We start from the raw sequence: 13553 nt of genomic DNA, 5'->3' as shown, positions 1-13553 counted from the left end.
CGACCATGCCGCGACATCTCAGCCAATCCGATTGGGGCCAACGCGCCCGGGCGGTGCTGCCCGGCGGTGGCTTTGGCAATTTCGACCCGTCGGTTTTCATCCGTGAGGGCCGGGGCAGCCGCGTCTGGGACGAAGACGGCAAGGAATATGTCGACCTGCTGATCGGCTCCGGGCCGATGCTGCTAGGCCACGGCCACCCCGAGGTGTTGGAGGCCGTCGCCGAACAGATGCCCAAGGGCATGACGTTTTTCGCCAACAACGCGCGCGCGGTCGAACTGGCCGAGGAGATCTGCGCCGCCGTGCCCTTCGCCGATCAGATCCGCTATGTCTCGTCCGGCGGTGAGGCCGACATGTACGCGATCCGGCTGGCCCGCGCCTTTACCGGCCGCGACAAGATCGTGAAGTTCGAAGGCGGCTATCACGGCATGAGCGCCGAGGCGCAAATGAGCCTGGCCCCGTCGCGGATGGTGAATTTCCCGCAGGCGGTTCCCGACAGCGCGGGCATACCGGCCAGCGTTCAGGCCGAAATGCTGATCGCGCCGTTCAACGACCCGGATTACATCCGCTCGCTGCTGGCCGAGCACGGCAACCAGGTCGCGGGCATCATCGTCGAGCCGCTGCAACGCATCATCCCGCCCGAACCCGGCTTCTTGCAGCTACTGCGAGACGAGGCCGACAAGTACGGCATCGTTCTGATCTTCGACGAAGTGGTGACCGGGTTTCGTTTCGCCTATGGCGGCGCGCAGGAGCTGTATGGCGTGACCCCCGACATCGCCACGCTGGGCAAGATCATCGGTGGCGGCTTTCCCCTGGCCGCGATCGCCGGGCGGGCCGAGATCATGGCCCATTTCGACAAACCCGCCGTTGGGCCTGGGAAATGGCTGATGCAGTTGGGGACACTGTCGGGCAATCCGGTGGCCGCGGTGGCCGGGCTCAAGACGATGGAAGTGCTGCGCCGTCCCGGCCAGTACGACCGGCTGCGCGCCAATGGTCAGCGTCTGATGGACATGGCCTCGGCCGCGCTGACCAAGCAGGGGGTCGCCCACCGCGTCATCGGCGATCCGACCCTGTTCGAAATCGTGTTCACGGAAGGAAAGGTGCGCGATTATCGCGATGTGGTCCGCGCGGACACGGCCAGGGCAACCCGGTTCAATGCGGTTCTGATGCAGAACGGGATGTTCAAGTCGCCGGGCAAGACCTATCCGTCCCTGGCACTGACCGAAGCGGACTTTGACCTGTGCGAAGCCGCCTATGCCAAGGCCGCGCAGGCCGTGGCCGAAATGCAGGGCGCGGGCGTGTCTTAGTAGACGCCCGCCATCACCAGGCGCACGATGTCTTCGCGCTTGAGGCCACGCGCAGCCAGTTCTTCGTCGGTCAACTCGCTGAGTTGCTTGATCTTGATGACCTTGGCATTTGCTTCGCCCATGCGGATCAAAGCATCATAGATGCCGCTGAACACATCGGCGACGGCCGAGAACAGGTTCAGGATTGCAGGGCGGTGCGTGCTTGTCTGTGCCATGAGCGGAGCCTCTCTGGTCTGTATGTGACCAAAGAGATTTAGACCTGATGCTGCAGTGCAGCTAGGCACTTGAGGGAATAGCCGCTGTGCATCTGGTGCAAGTCTGGCCCGACAGGCGCAGCCTCAGGCCTTGAACTGGTCGTCTACCGGCACCTGCAAGGCGGTGGCCAGGGCGTTGGTCTGGCTGGCCATCGCGATCACCGCCAGCAGTTCGGCCTGCATCTGATCGGTCATGCCCTTGGAGCGGGCCGCGGCCGAATGGGAGTGCACGCAGTATTCGCAATTGTTGGCGACCGAAAACGCCACATACAGCATCTCTTTCACAAGCGGGTCCAGCGCGCCGGGGGCCATGACGGTCTTCAGCCGCTCCCACGTCGTTTTCAGCAGTGCCGGGTCATGGGCCAGAGCGCGCCAGAAACTGTTGACGTAATCGGTGTTGCGGGTGGCGCGGATGTCATCGAAGACGGCCAGCGCCTCGGCGCTGACCTCTTCGTCCGTCAACAGGTGAACCGTTGCCATGCTCAGACCATCGCAAAGATGCGCGCCGGGCCGCCCGACCCGCCACGATGGGCCGGCGCGCCGACCACCAGCGTCGCTCCGCTGGCGGGCACCTTGTCGAGATTAGCCAGGTTCTCGATGCCGTAGCGGTTGGTGGGCAGCCACGCGTAATGCGTCACGAAATCGGCCGATGGCCCGTGGTCAAGTGACAGCGTGTCGACGGCCAGCGCAACCGCGCCGGTTCCTTCGATCAGCATCTGGGCCGCTTCGACGTGGAAGCCGGGGAAATGCATCTTGCCGTCGCCGTCGGCGTTGCGGAATTCGGGCGTGGCGGTCTTGGCGGCCCATCCCGAGTGCATGGCGACGCAGGCGCCATCGGGGATGTCGCCATTTGCAGCGATCCACGCCTTCAGGTCATCTGGGGTCACCTGTGCATCCGGGTCCTCGGCCGCGCGGGCGGCAATGTCCACCACGCACAGCGGGCAGACGAGGTTCGACACCGGGATTTCGTCCACCGACTGCCCATCCGCCGAGAAATGCAGCGGGGCATCGACATGCGTGCCGGTGTGTTCGTTGACGGCCAGGTTGAACAGGTTGAAGCCATGTTCCTTGAAATTGAAGGCCTGTGTCGCCTCGATCCCCGGCTGGCCGAAATAGGTGGGAAAATCGGCATCGTAGACATGGGTCATGTCCAGCACCTCGCCATGGCCGGCCGCAAGCGCTGGTGGGGCAGCCACCGTCCCAAGCGCCGTGCCTGCCGCCATCGCTGCGCCAGCCTTAAAAAAGGATCGACGCGACAGCATCCGGTCTTTCACCGCGTTCATTACGCAAACGTCACACATTTCAAAACTCCCTGTTCTGCAATCTGTTTTCGTTCCGGGCCGAATTCATTGGCCGGGTGGGCAAAGCCTAGCACGGTTTTCCGCGATCCGGTTCACAAGTTGTTTGGGGCCTGCTCGCCGGCAAGAAATGCGGCCCGGCGGCGCAGTCGGGTATAAGGGGTTGAACCCGCGCGCGGACGGGTTCAATCTGTTGCGGAATGTTGTTCCGCAATGCGGAACAAGCTGGGGTTGGCAAGAGGAGACCAAGTCTGATGTCCGAGGCGGTGGAATACGAACGGATTGGCGATATCGCGGTGCTGGCGGCGAACAACCCGCCGGTCAATGCGCTTGGCGTGGATGTGCGCCGGGGCCTGCTGGCCGGAATCGAACGGGCCGAGGCCGAGCGCGCAAAGGCGGTGCTGATCTACGGCAAGGGCCGGACCTATTTCGCGGGGGCCGATATCCGCGAGTTCGGCAAACCCCCGCAAGAGCCGTGGCTGCCGGGCCTGTGCGACCGGATCGAGGCCTCGCCCCTGCTGGTGGTTTCGGCGCTGCACGGCACGGCACTGGGCGGCGGGCTCGAGGTTGCGCTGTCCAGCCACTACCGCATCGCGGTTCCCTCGGCCAAGGTCGGCCTGCCCGAGGTTAATCTGGGCATCCTGCCGGGTGCCGGGGGCACCCAGCGTCTGCCGCGCGTGGCCGGGGTCGAGGCCGCGCTCGACATGATCACAACCGGTCGCCATGTCCGCGCCGACGAGGCGCTGAAGCTGGGCGTGATCGACAAGATGCAGGATGGCGACCCGCGCGAGATCGGGCTGGCCTATGCGCAGGAGCTGCTTGACTCGGGTGCGTCCCGCCGCGCGGTCGGAGAGATGCCCGCGCCGGACCCTGTCGATTTCGATGCGGTCTACGAGGCCGTTCTGAAAAAAGGCCGGGGCCAGCTGTCCCCCGCCATTGCCGTGCGTGCCGTGCAAGCCGCCTGCGAGGCGCCCAGCTTTGCCGAAGGCATGGCGCGCGAGCGGGAACTGTTCATGCAATTGATGGAATCGGATCAGCGCAAGGGCCTGATCCACGCCTTCTTTGCCGAACGCGCCGTGGGCAAACTGCCCGAACTGAAGGGTGTCGAGCCGCGTCCGGTGCATCAGATCGGGGTCATCGGCGGCGGCACGATGGGCGCGGGGATCGCCACCGCTGCCTTGTTGGCAGGTCTGCCCGTGACCTTGCTGGAGATGACGCAGGAGGCCGCCCATGCGGCCAAGGAACGGATCGCCGGAAACCTGGCAGGGGCCCTGAAGCGCGGCAAGATCAGCCAGCAGCAGCACGACGCGATCCTGTCGGACCAATTGCAGCTTGCCACTGGGTATGACGCGCTGAGCGCCGTCGATCTGGTGATCGAGGCCGTGTTCGAGGATATGGACGTCAAGAAGCAGGTCTTTTCTCAGCTGGATGTGGTCTGCAAGCCCGGGGCGGTTCTGGCGACCAACACCTCGTATCTGGACGTCAACGAGATCGCCGCCACCACCACGCGGCCGCAGGACGTGATCGGGCTGCATTTCTTCTCGCCCGCGCATGTGATGAAGCTGCTTGAGATCGTGGTGGCCGACAAGACCGCGCCCGAGGTGGTCGCAACCGGCTTTGCGCTGGGGCATCGGCTGAAGAAGGTCTCGGTGCGCGCAGGGGTGTGCGACGGGTTCATCGGCAACCGGATCCTCAGTACCTATCGCACCTGCGCCGACCACATGGTTCTGGACGGGGCAAGCCCGTTCCAGATCGACAAGGCGCTGACCGATTTCGGCTTTGCCATGGGGCCGTTCGCGGTGTCCGATCTGGCCGGGCTGGATATCGGCTGGGCGGTACGCAAACGCAAACGCGCCGAGGGGCTGGACCCGCGCGCCCGCGACAGCAGCTATGCCGACAAACTCTGCGAGGCCGGGCATTTCGGGCAGAAGACCAGCAAGGGCTTCTATGTCTATGAAAGAGGCAAGCGCGGCGGCACGCCGAACCCCGAGGTTCTGGACCTGATCGCGGCCGACCGCGCAGCGCAGGGCATCACCCCGCGGACGTTCACGGATGACGAGATCGTGCGGCGATATATGGTCTCGATGGTCAACGAGGCCGCCAAGGTGGTGGGCGAGGGCATCGCGCGCCGCCCCTTGGACGTGGATGTGGTGCTGCTCTATGGCTATGGGTTCCCGCGCTATCGCGGCGGGCCGCTGAAATGGGCCGATCTGCAGGGTCTGCCGGGTATTCTGGACGACATCCGCGCGTGGTCGGCCGGGGATGACTATTTCTGGCAACCCGCGCCGCTGCTGGAAAAACTGGTGGCCGAGGGCCGCAGCTTTGACGATTTGAACAAGGACGCCCAGTGATGAAACAAGCCGTAATCGTATCCGCCGCACGCACCGGGCTGGCCAAGTCGTTCCGGGGCTCGTTCAACATGACCCACGGCGCCACGATGGGCGGCCACGCGGTTCAGGCCGCGGTCGCGCGCTCGGGGCTGGACGGCGCCGAGATCGAGGATTGCATCATCGGCTGCGGCTTCCCCGAGGGCGAGACCGGCGGCAACATCGCCCGCCAGATCGCCATCCGGGCCGGGCTGCCGGTCAGCGTTTCGGGGATGACCGTGAACCGGTTCTGCTCGTCGGGGCTGCAGACCGTGGCGCTGGCGGCGCAGGCCGTCACCGAGGGCAGCGCGGGCCCCATCGTGGCCGGTGGGGTCGAGAGCATCTCGCTGGTCCAGCCGAAGACCCGCCCCGTGCCCGAGGCGTGGATTCACGAGCACAAGCCGGCGATCTACATGACGATGATCGAGACCGCCGACATCGTGGCCGAGCGCTATGGCATCAGCCGCGAAGAACAGGACGCCTACGGCCTGCGGTCGCAACAGCGCATCGCGGCGGCGCAGGCGGCGGGCAAGTTCGACGACGAAATCGTACCGATGCAGACCACCATAGCGGTCAAGGACAAAGAGACCGGCGAGGTCTCGCACCGGCAGGTCACCGTGGACCGGGATGAATGCAACCGGCCGAACACGACGCTGGAGGGTCTGGCCTCGCTGGAGCCGGTGCGGGGCCCCGGAAACTACATCACCGCCGGCAATGCCAGCCAGCTGTCGGACGGCGCGGCCGCGGTGGTCGTGATGGACAGCGCCGAAGCCGAGCGTCGGGGTCTGGAGCCCTTGGGTGCGTTCAAGGGGTTCTGCGTGGCGGGGTGCGAGCCCGACGAGATGGGCATCGGCCCGGTCTTTGCGGTGCCGCGCCTTCTGGAACGGCATGGTCTGAGCGTCGAGGACATCGACCTGTGGGAGCTGAACGAAGCCTTCGCCTCGCAAGCGCTGTACTGCCGAAACCGTTTGGGAATCGATGACGAGAAATGCAACGTGAACGGCGGATCGATCGCCATCGGGCATCCGTTCGGCATGACCGGCGCGCGGATGGTCGGCCATCTGCTGCGCGAAGGGCGGCGGCGCGGGGCCAAGCTGGGTGTCGTGACCATGTGCATCGGCGGCGGCATGGGCGCGGCCGGTCTGTTCGAGATATATTGAAGAAAGAGGCGCCGGGCCAGCTCATCGAGGGCCGGCCCGGCGCAGCCCGGCCCTGGGGGCCGAGCAGGCAAAGTTCCGATCGCGTCGAGGAGGAGGGCGGCTGTGGACTTGAATTATACGGACGAGGAGAAGGCCTTTCGCGACGAGGTTCGAGCCTTTCTGGCCGAAAAGCTGCCCAAGGAGATCTCGGACAAGATCCGGGCTGGCCGGAACATCGGCAAGGAAGGGTATGAGTGGTGGCACGCCACGCTGAACGAGCGCGACTGGTTGAATTTCAACTGGCCGAAGGAGTTTGGCGGCGCCGAGTGGAACGCGGTTCAGCGCCATATATTCGAGGAGGAATGCGCCGCCGCCTATGCGCCGCGTATCGTGCCGTTTGGCCTGTCGATGCTGGGCCCGGTGCTGCAGAAATTCGGCTCGAAGGCGCAGCAGGAGTATTTCCTGCCGCGCATCCTGAATGGTGAACATTGGTGGTGCCAGGGCTATTCCGAGCCGGGTGCCGGGTCGGACCTGGCCTCGCTGAAGACCCGCGCGGTGCGCGACGGCGACCACTATGTCGTCAATGGCCAGAAGACCTGGACCACGCTGGCGCAATACGCCAACTGGATCTTCTGCCTAGTGCGCACCGACCCCGAGGCCAAGGCGCAGGAGGGAATCTCGTTCCTGCTGATCGACATGAACACGCCGGGGATCGAGGTGCGCCCCATCGTCCTGCTGGACGGCACGCCCGAGGTCAACGAGGTGTTCTTTGACGATGTGCGCGTCCCGGTCGAAAACCTGGTGGGCGAGGAGAACAAGGGCTGGACCTATGCCAAGTATCTGCTGACGCATGAACGCACCAACATCGCCGGTGTCGGCTTCAGCCAGGCGGGGCTGGACATGGTCAAACGGATTGCCCGGATCGAAACCGCGAATGGCCGCCCCCTGATCGAGAACCCGCATTTCGCCGCCCGGCTGGCACGGGTCGAGATCGACCTGATGGCCATGGCCACCACCAACATGCGCATCATCAGCAAGGCTGCGGCCGGACAGGCACCGGGGGTCGAAAGCTCGATGCTGAAGGTCAAGGGTACGATCATCCGGCAGGAGATCAACGACCTGGCCCGCCGCGCGGTGGGGCCTTATGCGATGCCTTTCGCATCCGAGGCAGTGGCGGGCGACAACGACCCGATCGGGCCGGACTATGCCACGCCGGTCGCCGCGCAGTATTTCAACAACCGGAAACTGTCGATCTTCGGCGGGTCGAACGAGATCCAGCGCGGGATCATCGCCAAGGTCAAGATGGGGGGCTGAGATGGATTTCAACCTGACCGAAGAACGGCAGATGCTGCAGGACACGCTGCGGCGCTATCTGGCCGACAGATATACGACTCTGGTGCGCAACGACATTCTGGACAGCCCGGCGGGGTTCAGCGCCGACATCTGGCGCGAACTGGCCGATCTGGGCGTTCTGGGCGCGCTGTTCGACGAAGCGGATGGCGGGTTCGGCGGGGCGGGCTTTGACATCGCCACCGTGTTCGAGGAACTGGGCCGGGCCGGGGTGGTCGAGCCGGTTCTGGACAGCTGCATTCTGGGCGGTCGGCTGATCGCGCAGGTGGGCAGCCCCGATCAGCGGGCGCTGCTGGATCAGGTGGTCTCGGGCGCGCTGCATCTGGCGCTGGCGCATGGGGAGCCTGCCAGCCGGTATGACCTGAGCCGGGTCGAGACCACCGTGCGGACCGACGGCACAGACTTGATCCTGAACGGACGCAAGGCTGTGGTCGTGAATGCCGAGGTCGCCGGGCAGTTGATCGTTTCCGCGCGCGAAACGGGCGGGCCGTTCGATCTGGACGGCATTTCGCTGTTTCTGGTGCCTGCTGGCACGCCGGGTCTGGGCTTGCGCGGGTATCCGATGCTGGCCGGGGGCCGCGCGGCCGAGGTCACTCTGGACGATGTGCGCCTGCCGGAAACCGCGCGTCTGGGCGCGGCGGGGCAGGGGTTCGAGCCGCTGATGAACGTTGTGGCCGCCGCCAATGTCGCGCTGGTCGCCGAGGTGCTGGGTGCGATGGAAAGCGCGGTGGAACTGACACGGCAATACCTGATGACGCGCAAGCAGTTCGGCCGTCCGATCGGGACCTTTCAGGCCCTGCAGCACCGGTTCGCGGATATGCTGATCGAGCTGGAGCAGGCGCGCTCGGCGGTGATCAACGCGGCCGGTCACCTTGAAGCGCCCGATCGCGACCGGCAGATCGCCGCGGCCCGCAACCTGGTGTCGCGGGTGGGCCGGTTGGTGGCCGAGGAAACGATCCAGATGCATGGCGGCATCGCCATGACGCAGGAATATGAGCTGGCGCATATTGCCAAGCGGATCGTCATGTCGGATCACAGGTTCGGCGACGCGGATTATCATTTGGAGCGGTTCATTGCACTCGGCGCGGCCTGAAGACGACCCAAAGGTCCGGCGGTCGGGCTGTCAGAACGCGATCGGGTTCGAGGTGGATCTGTCCGACCCCGACGGCCGTGCCCGGTGTCATTTGACCATCCGGGCGGATCACCTGAACAGCCAGGGCATCCTGCATGGCGGCATCATCGCCATGCTGCTGGACGTGGCTTGCGGCAACACCGCCTCGGCCTGGTTCGACCGGGACGAACATCCGCTGGTTCTGACCCTGTCACTGAACACAAGCTATGTGGCGGCGGTGCGTCAGGGGCGCGTGACGGCCACGGGGCGCGCAACGGGGGGCGGGCGCACGATGGCCTATGTGACCGGAGAGTTGCACAGCGACGACGGAACCCTGATCGCGACGGCGGCGGGGGTGTTCAAGCGCACCACGAAACGCTGAGCGAAAAACCGGTTCCGGCGCAGGGGAGGGCGAAGGGACATGAACAAATGGCACGACTATCCGGATGCCCAGATCCGGACCCGCCCGCAGGCCCGCGCCTTCGCCGACGGGTTCGGCGCCAATTGGAGCTTTGCTGACCTCGACCGCGCGATTTCCGATCTGTCAGGCATCCTGCTGGCCTCGGGGGTGCGCCCCTGCGATCGGGTCATGCTGGTGCTCGAGAATTGCTGTGCGGCAGTGGCCGCGCTGTTTGCCTGTTCCCGGATCGGCGCTTGCGTGGTTCCGGTGAATGCCCGCCAGACCGAGGCTGAGTTGGCACGCATCGTGGATCACATCACCCCGGCGGTGATCCTGTTCACGTCGGCGGCGTCGCCGGAGGCGTGCGACCATGCGCGAATGGCCGGGGCCCAGCCTGTTTCCGGGGGCTTCGGGCAGATGCACCTGGCCGCGCCGAACCCGAGCGCGCCCGACCCCGATCTGACGGATGTCGCGGCGATGTTGTTCACCACCGGCACGACCGGAACGCCCAAGGGTGTGATGCTGACCCACGAAAACCTGCGGTTCGGCGGGCTGACCTCGGCGAATTTCCGGGGGCTGACGCAGGATGACGTGGTCTATGGCGTGCTACCGATTTCGCACATCTTCGGGCTGGCCTCGATCGTCACCGGGTCGGCGCTGGCCGGGGCCTTCGTCCAGCTGGATGCCCGGTTCGCGGCGGACCGCGCCTTTGCCGCGTTGAACGCGGGCGTCACGGTGTTTTCGGGTGTGCCGCAGATGCATGCGCTGCTGATGCAATATGCTAAGGAACAGGGGTTGGAGCGGCTGCCGTCGGACGCCCTGCGCTACACCTCGTCCGGGGCTGCCCCGCTGGATCCGGCGTGGAAACGCAAGGCCGAGGCGTTCTATGGCGTCGCACTGCAGAATGGCTATGGCATGACCGAAAGCACGGCGGGGATCTGCGCCTCGCACAACCGGATCGGGGATCCGGATATCTCGGTCGGCCCGCCCTTGCCGGGGGTCGAGCTGCACATTGACGAAAGCATACCCGGCGGCGGAGATGGCGTGGGCGAGATCCTGACGCGCGGCCCGCATGTGATGAAGGGGTACTATCGCAACGGCGAGGAAACGGGCCGGGTTCTGGTCCGGGGATGGTTGCGCACGGGTGACCTCGGCCGCCTCGACGCGCAGGGCAATCTGCACGTCGTCGGCCGCGCCAAGGAACTGATCATTCACGGCGGCTTCAACGTCTATCCGCCCGAAGTCGAGACCGCGCTGAACGACCATCCGCAGGTGATCCAGTCTGCGGTGATCGGGCATCGGGTGGGCGGCGACGAACAGGTGCTGGCCTTTGTTCAGGTGCCTGAAATCGGCGCTGTGTCCGAGGCAGAGTTGGCGAAGTTCGTGGCGGAACGTCTTGCGGGCTACAAACGGCCCAGCCGGATCGTGCTGGCCAAGTCACTGCCCGCCGCGCCCACGGGCAAGATCCTCAAGCACAGGCTGCTTGCGCATTTCGCGGATCAACTGGCCTAGAGGCAGGGTCGGCAAAACGCTCCCGCGTCCGCGCGACATCGGCTGCGCCGATCCCGCTTGCGGCCTTGGGCCCGGCATCGCGCATGGCGCGATGCCGGGCCCAACAGGAGGAGACGTTTTGCAAAAACGTAGACGACGGGCGGGAGCCGCCGTCAGACCGCGTGGCCTTCGGCTGCGGCCCGAATGGCACGGATGTTCTGGCCATAGATTTCGGGGTTCGCAACCGACCCGCCCTTGAAGACCGCCGAACCGGCAACAAGAACGTCGGCACCGGCCGCTGCGACCAGCGGGGCGGTCGAGGGGTCGACTCCCCCGTCGATTTCGATATGCACCGAGCGGTCGCCGATCATCTCGCGCAGGTGGCGGACCTTCGCGGTCATGTCGATGTATTTCTGCCCGCCAAAGCCGGGGTTCACCGTCATCACGCAGACCAGATCGGCCAGATCCAGCAGGTGCTCGACCGCGTCGGCCGGAGTGCCCGGGTTCAGCGCCACGCCTGCCTTCATTCCGGCCGCGCGGATCGCCTGCAACGTGCGGTGCGTGTGCGGACCGGCCTCGACATGGGTGGTCAGATAGTCCGCGCCGGCATCGGCATAGGCCTGGATGTAAGGATCGACCGGCGTGATCATCAGATGCACATCCATCACCGTCTTGACATGCGGGCGGAACGCTTTGACCGCCGGCGGGCCGAAGGTGAGATTTGGCACGAAATGACCGTCCATCACGTCAACATGGACCCAGTCGGCGCCCTGGGCCTCGATGGCTTGGATTTCCTGTCCGAAATTGGCGAAATCGGCGGACAGGATCGACGGTGCGATCTTGATCTTGCGGTCAAAGCTCATGGCGGCCTCATGTGACAGATCTGACGGTTCAGGTGTTGAGCTCGCGTATAGACGGGACGAGCGGCATTGCCCAGCCCTTGCATAGGCCATCCGCTTTCAGCCCGTTACAAAAGCTTCACCGGATCGACACATCACCGTTGAGCACCAGCTGTAGACGACCTCCATCACGAATTGGGGGTGGCACGTGCTGCGCATCGAAAAACTGACCAAGCGCTTCGGCGACAATACTGCCGTCGATACCGCAACGCTGGACGTCGACAAACCGTGCATGATCGGGATCATCGGGCGGTCGGGCGCGGGCAAGTCCACCCTGCTGCGTATGATCAACCGCCTGACCGATGCCAGCGCAGGGCAGATCCTGTTTCACGGGTGCGACGTGACCAAGTTGAAAGGGCGCGAAAAACGTGCGTGGCAGGCCGATTGCGCGATGATCTTCCAGCAATTCAACCTTGTGCCCCGCATGGACGTGGTCTCGAATGTGCTGCATGGAACGCTGAACCGGAACTCGACCCTGGCCACCCTGTTCAACCTGTTCCCGATGGAAGACATCCATCGCGCCATCGACATTCTCGACCGTCTTGGCATCGCCGAACATGCCCCCAAACGGGCCGAGGCGCTGTCGGGCGGGCAGCAGCAGCGTGTCGCCATCGCGCGGGCGCTGATGCAGGACCCCAAGATCATCCTGGCCGATGAGCCCATCGCCTCGCTGGACCCTATGAACGCGCAAGTCGTGATGCAGGCCCTGCGCCGCATCCACGAAGAGGACGGCCGTACCGTGATCGCCAATCTGCACACTTTGGACACTGCGCGCCGCTATTGCGACCGCGTAGTCGGCATGCGCGACGGACGCATCGTGTTCGACGGCCTGCCCGAGCAGCTGACCACCGGCGTCGCCCGCGAGATCTACGGCGCTGATGCCAGCTTCTCCGAGGCCGCGACCTCGACCGAGATCGAAACGCTGGATGCCACCCGGAAGGCTCTGATGGAAGCCGAGGCCACGATCTGAGCCCCAAACACCTCATTCATCGCCCGGCCCGATGAATGGGGTGGGCCAATCAACCTGGAGAGAGACAGATGAAGAAACTTGTTGCCGCCCTGGTCGCGACCACTGCCCTGAGCGCGCCTGCCATGGCAGAGGAGATCAGCGAATTCCGTATCGGCATTCTGGGCGGAGAAAACGCACAGGACCGTCTGAACAACAACGAATGTCTGCGTGAATACACCGAGGACGCGCTGGGTGTCGAAACCAAGCTGTTCGCCCCGGCTGACTACAACGGCGTGATCCAGGGCCTGCTGGGCGGCACGATCGACATGGCCTGGCTGGGTGCCTCCGCGTATGCCAAAACCTATCTCAGCGACCCCGAGGCGGTTGAGCCGGTTCTGGTCAAGGTGAACGTGGATGGCGGGTATGGCTACTACTCGGTCGGGTTCGCCCGCAAGGACAGCGGCATCACCTCGCTTGATGACATGAAAGGCAAGGTGTTTGGCTTTGGTGATCCGAACTCGACCTCGGGCTATTTGATCCCCTCGATCGAAATCCCTCAGGCAACGGGTGCGACGATGGAGTCGGGCGACTACTTCGGTGAAGTGAAGTTCACCGGTGGCCACGAGCAGACAATTGTCGCCGTGAACAACGGTGACGTGGATGGTGGCGTGACCTGGGCCGATGGTCTGGGCAACTGGGAAGACGGCTACAATTCGGGCGCGCTGCGCCGCGCCGTGGATGCCGGACTGGTCGACATGAACGACATGGTGGAAATCTGGAAATCGAAGCCGATCCCCGAAGGTCCGGTGGTTCTGCGCAAGGCATTGCCGGCGGATGTCAAAGAGAAGATGACGGCTCTGATGGCCGGGCTGGCCGACAAAGACCGTGAGTGCTTCTATGGCGTGGCCGCAGGTGAAGCCAAAGCGTTCGAGCCGATCACCCACGAGGCCTACGAAATCATCATTGAAGCCCGCAAGCTGAAGTCGAACTAA

At 64.8% G+C, this 13553-nt stretch carries 13 protein-coding genes; 9 read left to right on the top strand and 4 right to left on the bottom strand.

Going from position 1 to position 13553, the window contains the following annotated elements; translation table 11 throughout:
- Positions 1-5: 5 nt before the first annotated feature.
- Positions 6-1304, top strand: coding sequence for an aspartate aminotransferase family protein (locus ACR0BA_RS08240; RefSeq protein ID WP_480727290.1), 1299 nt, complete (start codon positions 6-8; stop codon positions 1302-1304).
- Here ACR0BA_RS08240 and ACR0BA_RS08235 read toward each other — a convergent pair.
- The 3 genes from ACR0BA_RS08235 to ACR0BA_RS08225 all read right to left on the bottom strand — a co-directional run bounded on the left by ACR0BA_RS08235 (position 1301) and on the right by ACR0BA_RS08225 (position 2859).
- On the bottom strand, positions 1301-1519 hold the full coding sequence (locus ACR0BA_RS08235) for a hypothetical protein (RefSeq protein WP_093964526.1): 219 nt from the start codon (positions 1517-1519) through the stop codon (positions 1301-1303). The genes ACR0BA_RS08240 and ACR0BA_RS08235 overlap by 4 nt on opposite strands.
- Positions 1520-1642: 123 nt before the next feature.
- A complete protein-coding gene (locus ACR0BA_RS08230; RefSeq protein ID WP_480727289.1) occupies positions 1643-2038 on the bottom strand; it encodes a carboxymuconolactone decarboxylase family protein in 396 nt (131 codons plus the stop codon).
- 2 nt (positions 2039-2040) lie between these two features.
- Complete coding sequence (locus tag ACR0BA_RS08225; RefSeq protein WP_149775580.1) at positions 2041-2859, bottom strand: cyclase family protein; 819 nt, start codon at positions 2857-2859, stop codon at positions 2041-2043.
- 251 nt (positions 2860-3110) lie between these two features.
- Between ACR0BA_RS08225 and ACR0BA_RS08220 the strand changes: the two genes are divergently transcribed.
- From ACR0BA_RS08220 to ACR0BA_RS08195, 6 genes are all read left to right on the top strand, one after another.
- On the top strand, positions 3111-5207 hold the full coding sequence (locus ACR0BA_RS08220) for a 3-hydroxyacyl-CoA dehydrogenase NAD-binding domain-containing protein (RefSeq protein WP_480727287.1): 2097 nt from the start codon (positions 3111-3113) through the stop codon (positions 5205-5207).
- A complete protein-coding gene (locus ACR0BA_RS08215) occupies positions 5207-6382 on the top strand; it encodes an acetyl-CoA C-acyltransferase (protein WP_480727285.1) in 1176 nt (391 codons plus the stop codon). Before ACR0BA_RS08220 ends, ACR0BA_RS08215 begins: the two co-directional genes overlap by 1 nt.
- A 102-nt stretch (positions 6383-6484) precedes the next feature.
- Complete coding sequence (locus ACR0BA_RS08210; protein ID WP_480727283.1) at positions 6485-7675, top strand: acyl-CoA dehydrogenase family protein; 1191 nt, start codon at positions 6485-6487, stop codon at positions 7673-7675.
- Between the two features lies 1 nt (position 7676).
- The gene (locus ACR0BA_RS08205; protein ID WP_480727281.1) at positions 7677-8804 is read left to right on the top strand and encodes an acyl-CoA dehydrogenase family protein; all 1128 of its coding nucleotides are present in this window, start codon (positions 7677-7679) and stop codon (positions 8802-8804) included.
- Positions 8785-9204 (top strand): PaaI family thioesterase, encoded by a 420-nt coding sequence (locus ACR0BA_RS08200; RefSeq protein ID WP_480727280.1) that lies wholly within the window; start codon positions 8785-8787, stop codon positions 9202-9204. The genes ACR0BA_RS08205 and ACR0BA_RS08200 overlap by 20 nt, the downstream gene beginning before the upstream one ends.
- Positions 9205-9243: 39 nt before the next feature.
- Positions 9244-10734 carry a class I adenylate-forming enzyme family protein gene (locus ACR0BA_RS08195; protein WP_480727278.1) on the top strand — a complete coding sequence of 497 codons (1491 nt, stop codon included), beginning with the start codon at positions 9244-9246 and terminating at the stop codon, positions 10732-10734.
- 152 nt (positions 10735-10886) lie between these two features.
- On the opposite strand, the gene rpe is transcribed toward ACR0BA_RS08195, so the two are convergent.
- A complete protein-coding gene (gene rpe / locus ACR0BA_RS08190; RefSeq protein ID WP_480727277.1) occupies positions 10887-11576 on the bottom strand; it encodes a ribulose-phosphate 3-epimerase in 690 nt (229 codons plus the stop codon).
- A gap of 184 nt (positions 11577-11760) precedes the next feature.
- Between rpe and phnC the strand changes: the two genes are divergently transcribed.
- Positions 11761-12582 (top strand): phosphonate ABC transporter ATP-binding protein, encoded by an 822-nt coding sequence (gene phnC, locus ACR0BA_RS08185; RefSeq protein ID WP_480727275.1) that lies wholly within the window; start codon positions 11761-11763, stop codon positions 12580-12582.
- A 68-nt stretch (positions 12583-12650) separates the two neighbouring features.
- Positions 12651-13553, top strand: a complete 903-nt coding sequence (gene phnD / locus ACR0BA_RS08180) for a phosphonate ABC transporter substrate-binding protein (protein WP_170339782.1) — start codon at positions 12651-12653, stop codon at positions 13551-13553.

The organism is Ruegeria sp. CI5 (assembly GCF_056536885.1).
This window is presented reverse-complemented; position numbering and strand designations above follow the sequence as displayed.

What these genes read in the sequence shown, in the direction of transcription:
- ACR0BA_RS08240 (WP_480727290.1), top strand. Translation starts at nt 6, where the DNA reads ATGCCGCGACATCTCAGCCAATCCGATTGGGGCCAACGCGCCCGGGCG.
- ACR0BA_RS08235 (WP_093964526.1), bottom strand. Translation starts at nt 1,519, where the DNA reads ATGGCACAGACAAGCACGCACCGCCCTGCAATCCTGAACCTGTTCTCG.
- ACR0BA_RS08230 (WP_480727289.1), bottom strand. Translation starts at nt 2,038, where the DNA reads ATGGCAACGGTTCACCTGTTGACGGACGAAGAGGTCAGCGCCGAGGCG.
- ACR0BA_RS08225 (WP_149775580.1), bottom strand. Translation starts at nt 2,859, where the DNA reads ATGTGTGACGTTTGCGTAATGAACGCGGTGAAAGACCGGATGCTGTCG.
- ACR0BA_RS08220 (WP_480727287.1), top strand. Translation starts at nt 3,111, where the DNA reads ATGTCCGAGGCGGTGGAATACGAACGGATTGGCGATATCGCGGTGCTG.
- ACR0BA_RS08215 (WP_480727285.1), top strand. Translation starts at nt 5,207, where the DNA reads ATGAAACAAGCCGTAATCGTATCCGCCGCACGCACCGGGCTGGCCAAG.
- ACR0BA_RS08205 (WP_480727281.1), top strand. Translation starts at nt 7,677, where the DNA reads ATGGATTTCAACCTGACCGAAGAACGGCAGATGCTGCAGGACACGCTG.
- ACR0BA_RS08195 (WP_480727278.1), top strand. Translation starts at nt 9,244, where the DNA reads ATGAACAAATGGCACGACTATCCGGATGCCCAGATCCGGACCCGCCCG.
- rpe (WP_480727277.1), bottom strand. Translation starts at nt 11,576, where the DNA reads ATGAGCTTTGACCGCAAGATCAAGATCGCACCGTCGATCCTGTCCGCC.
- phnD (WP_170339782.1), top strand. Translation starts at nt 12,651, where the DNA reads ATGAAGAAACTTGTTGCCGCCCTGGTCGCGACCACTGCCCTGAGCGCG.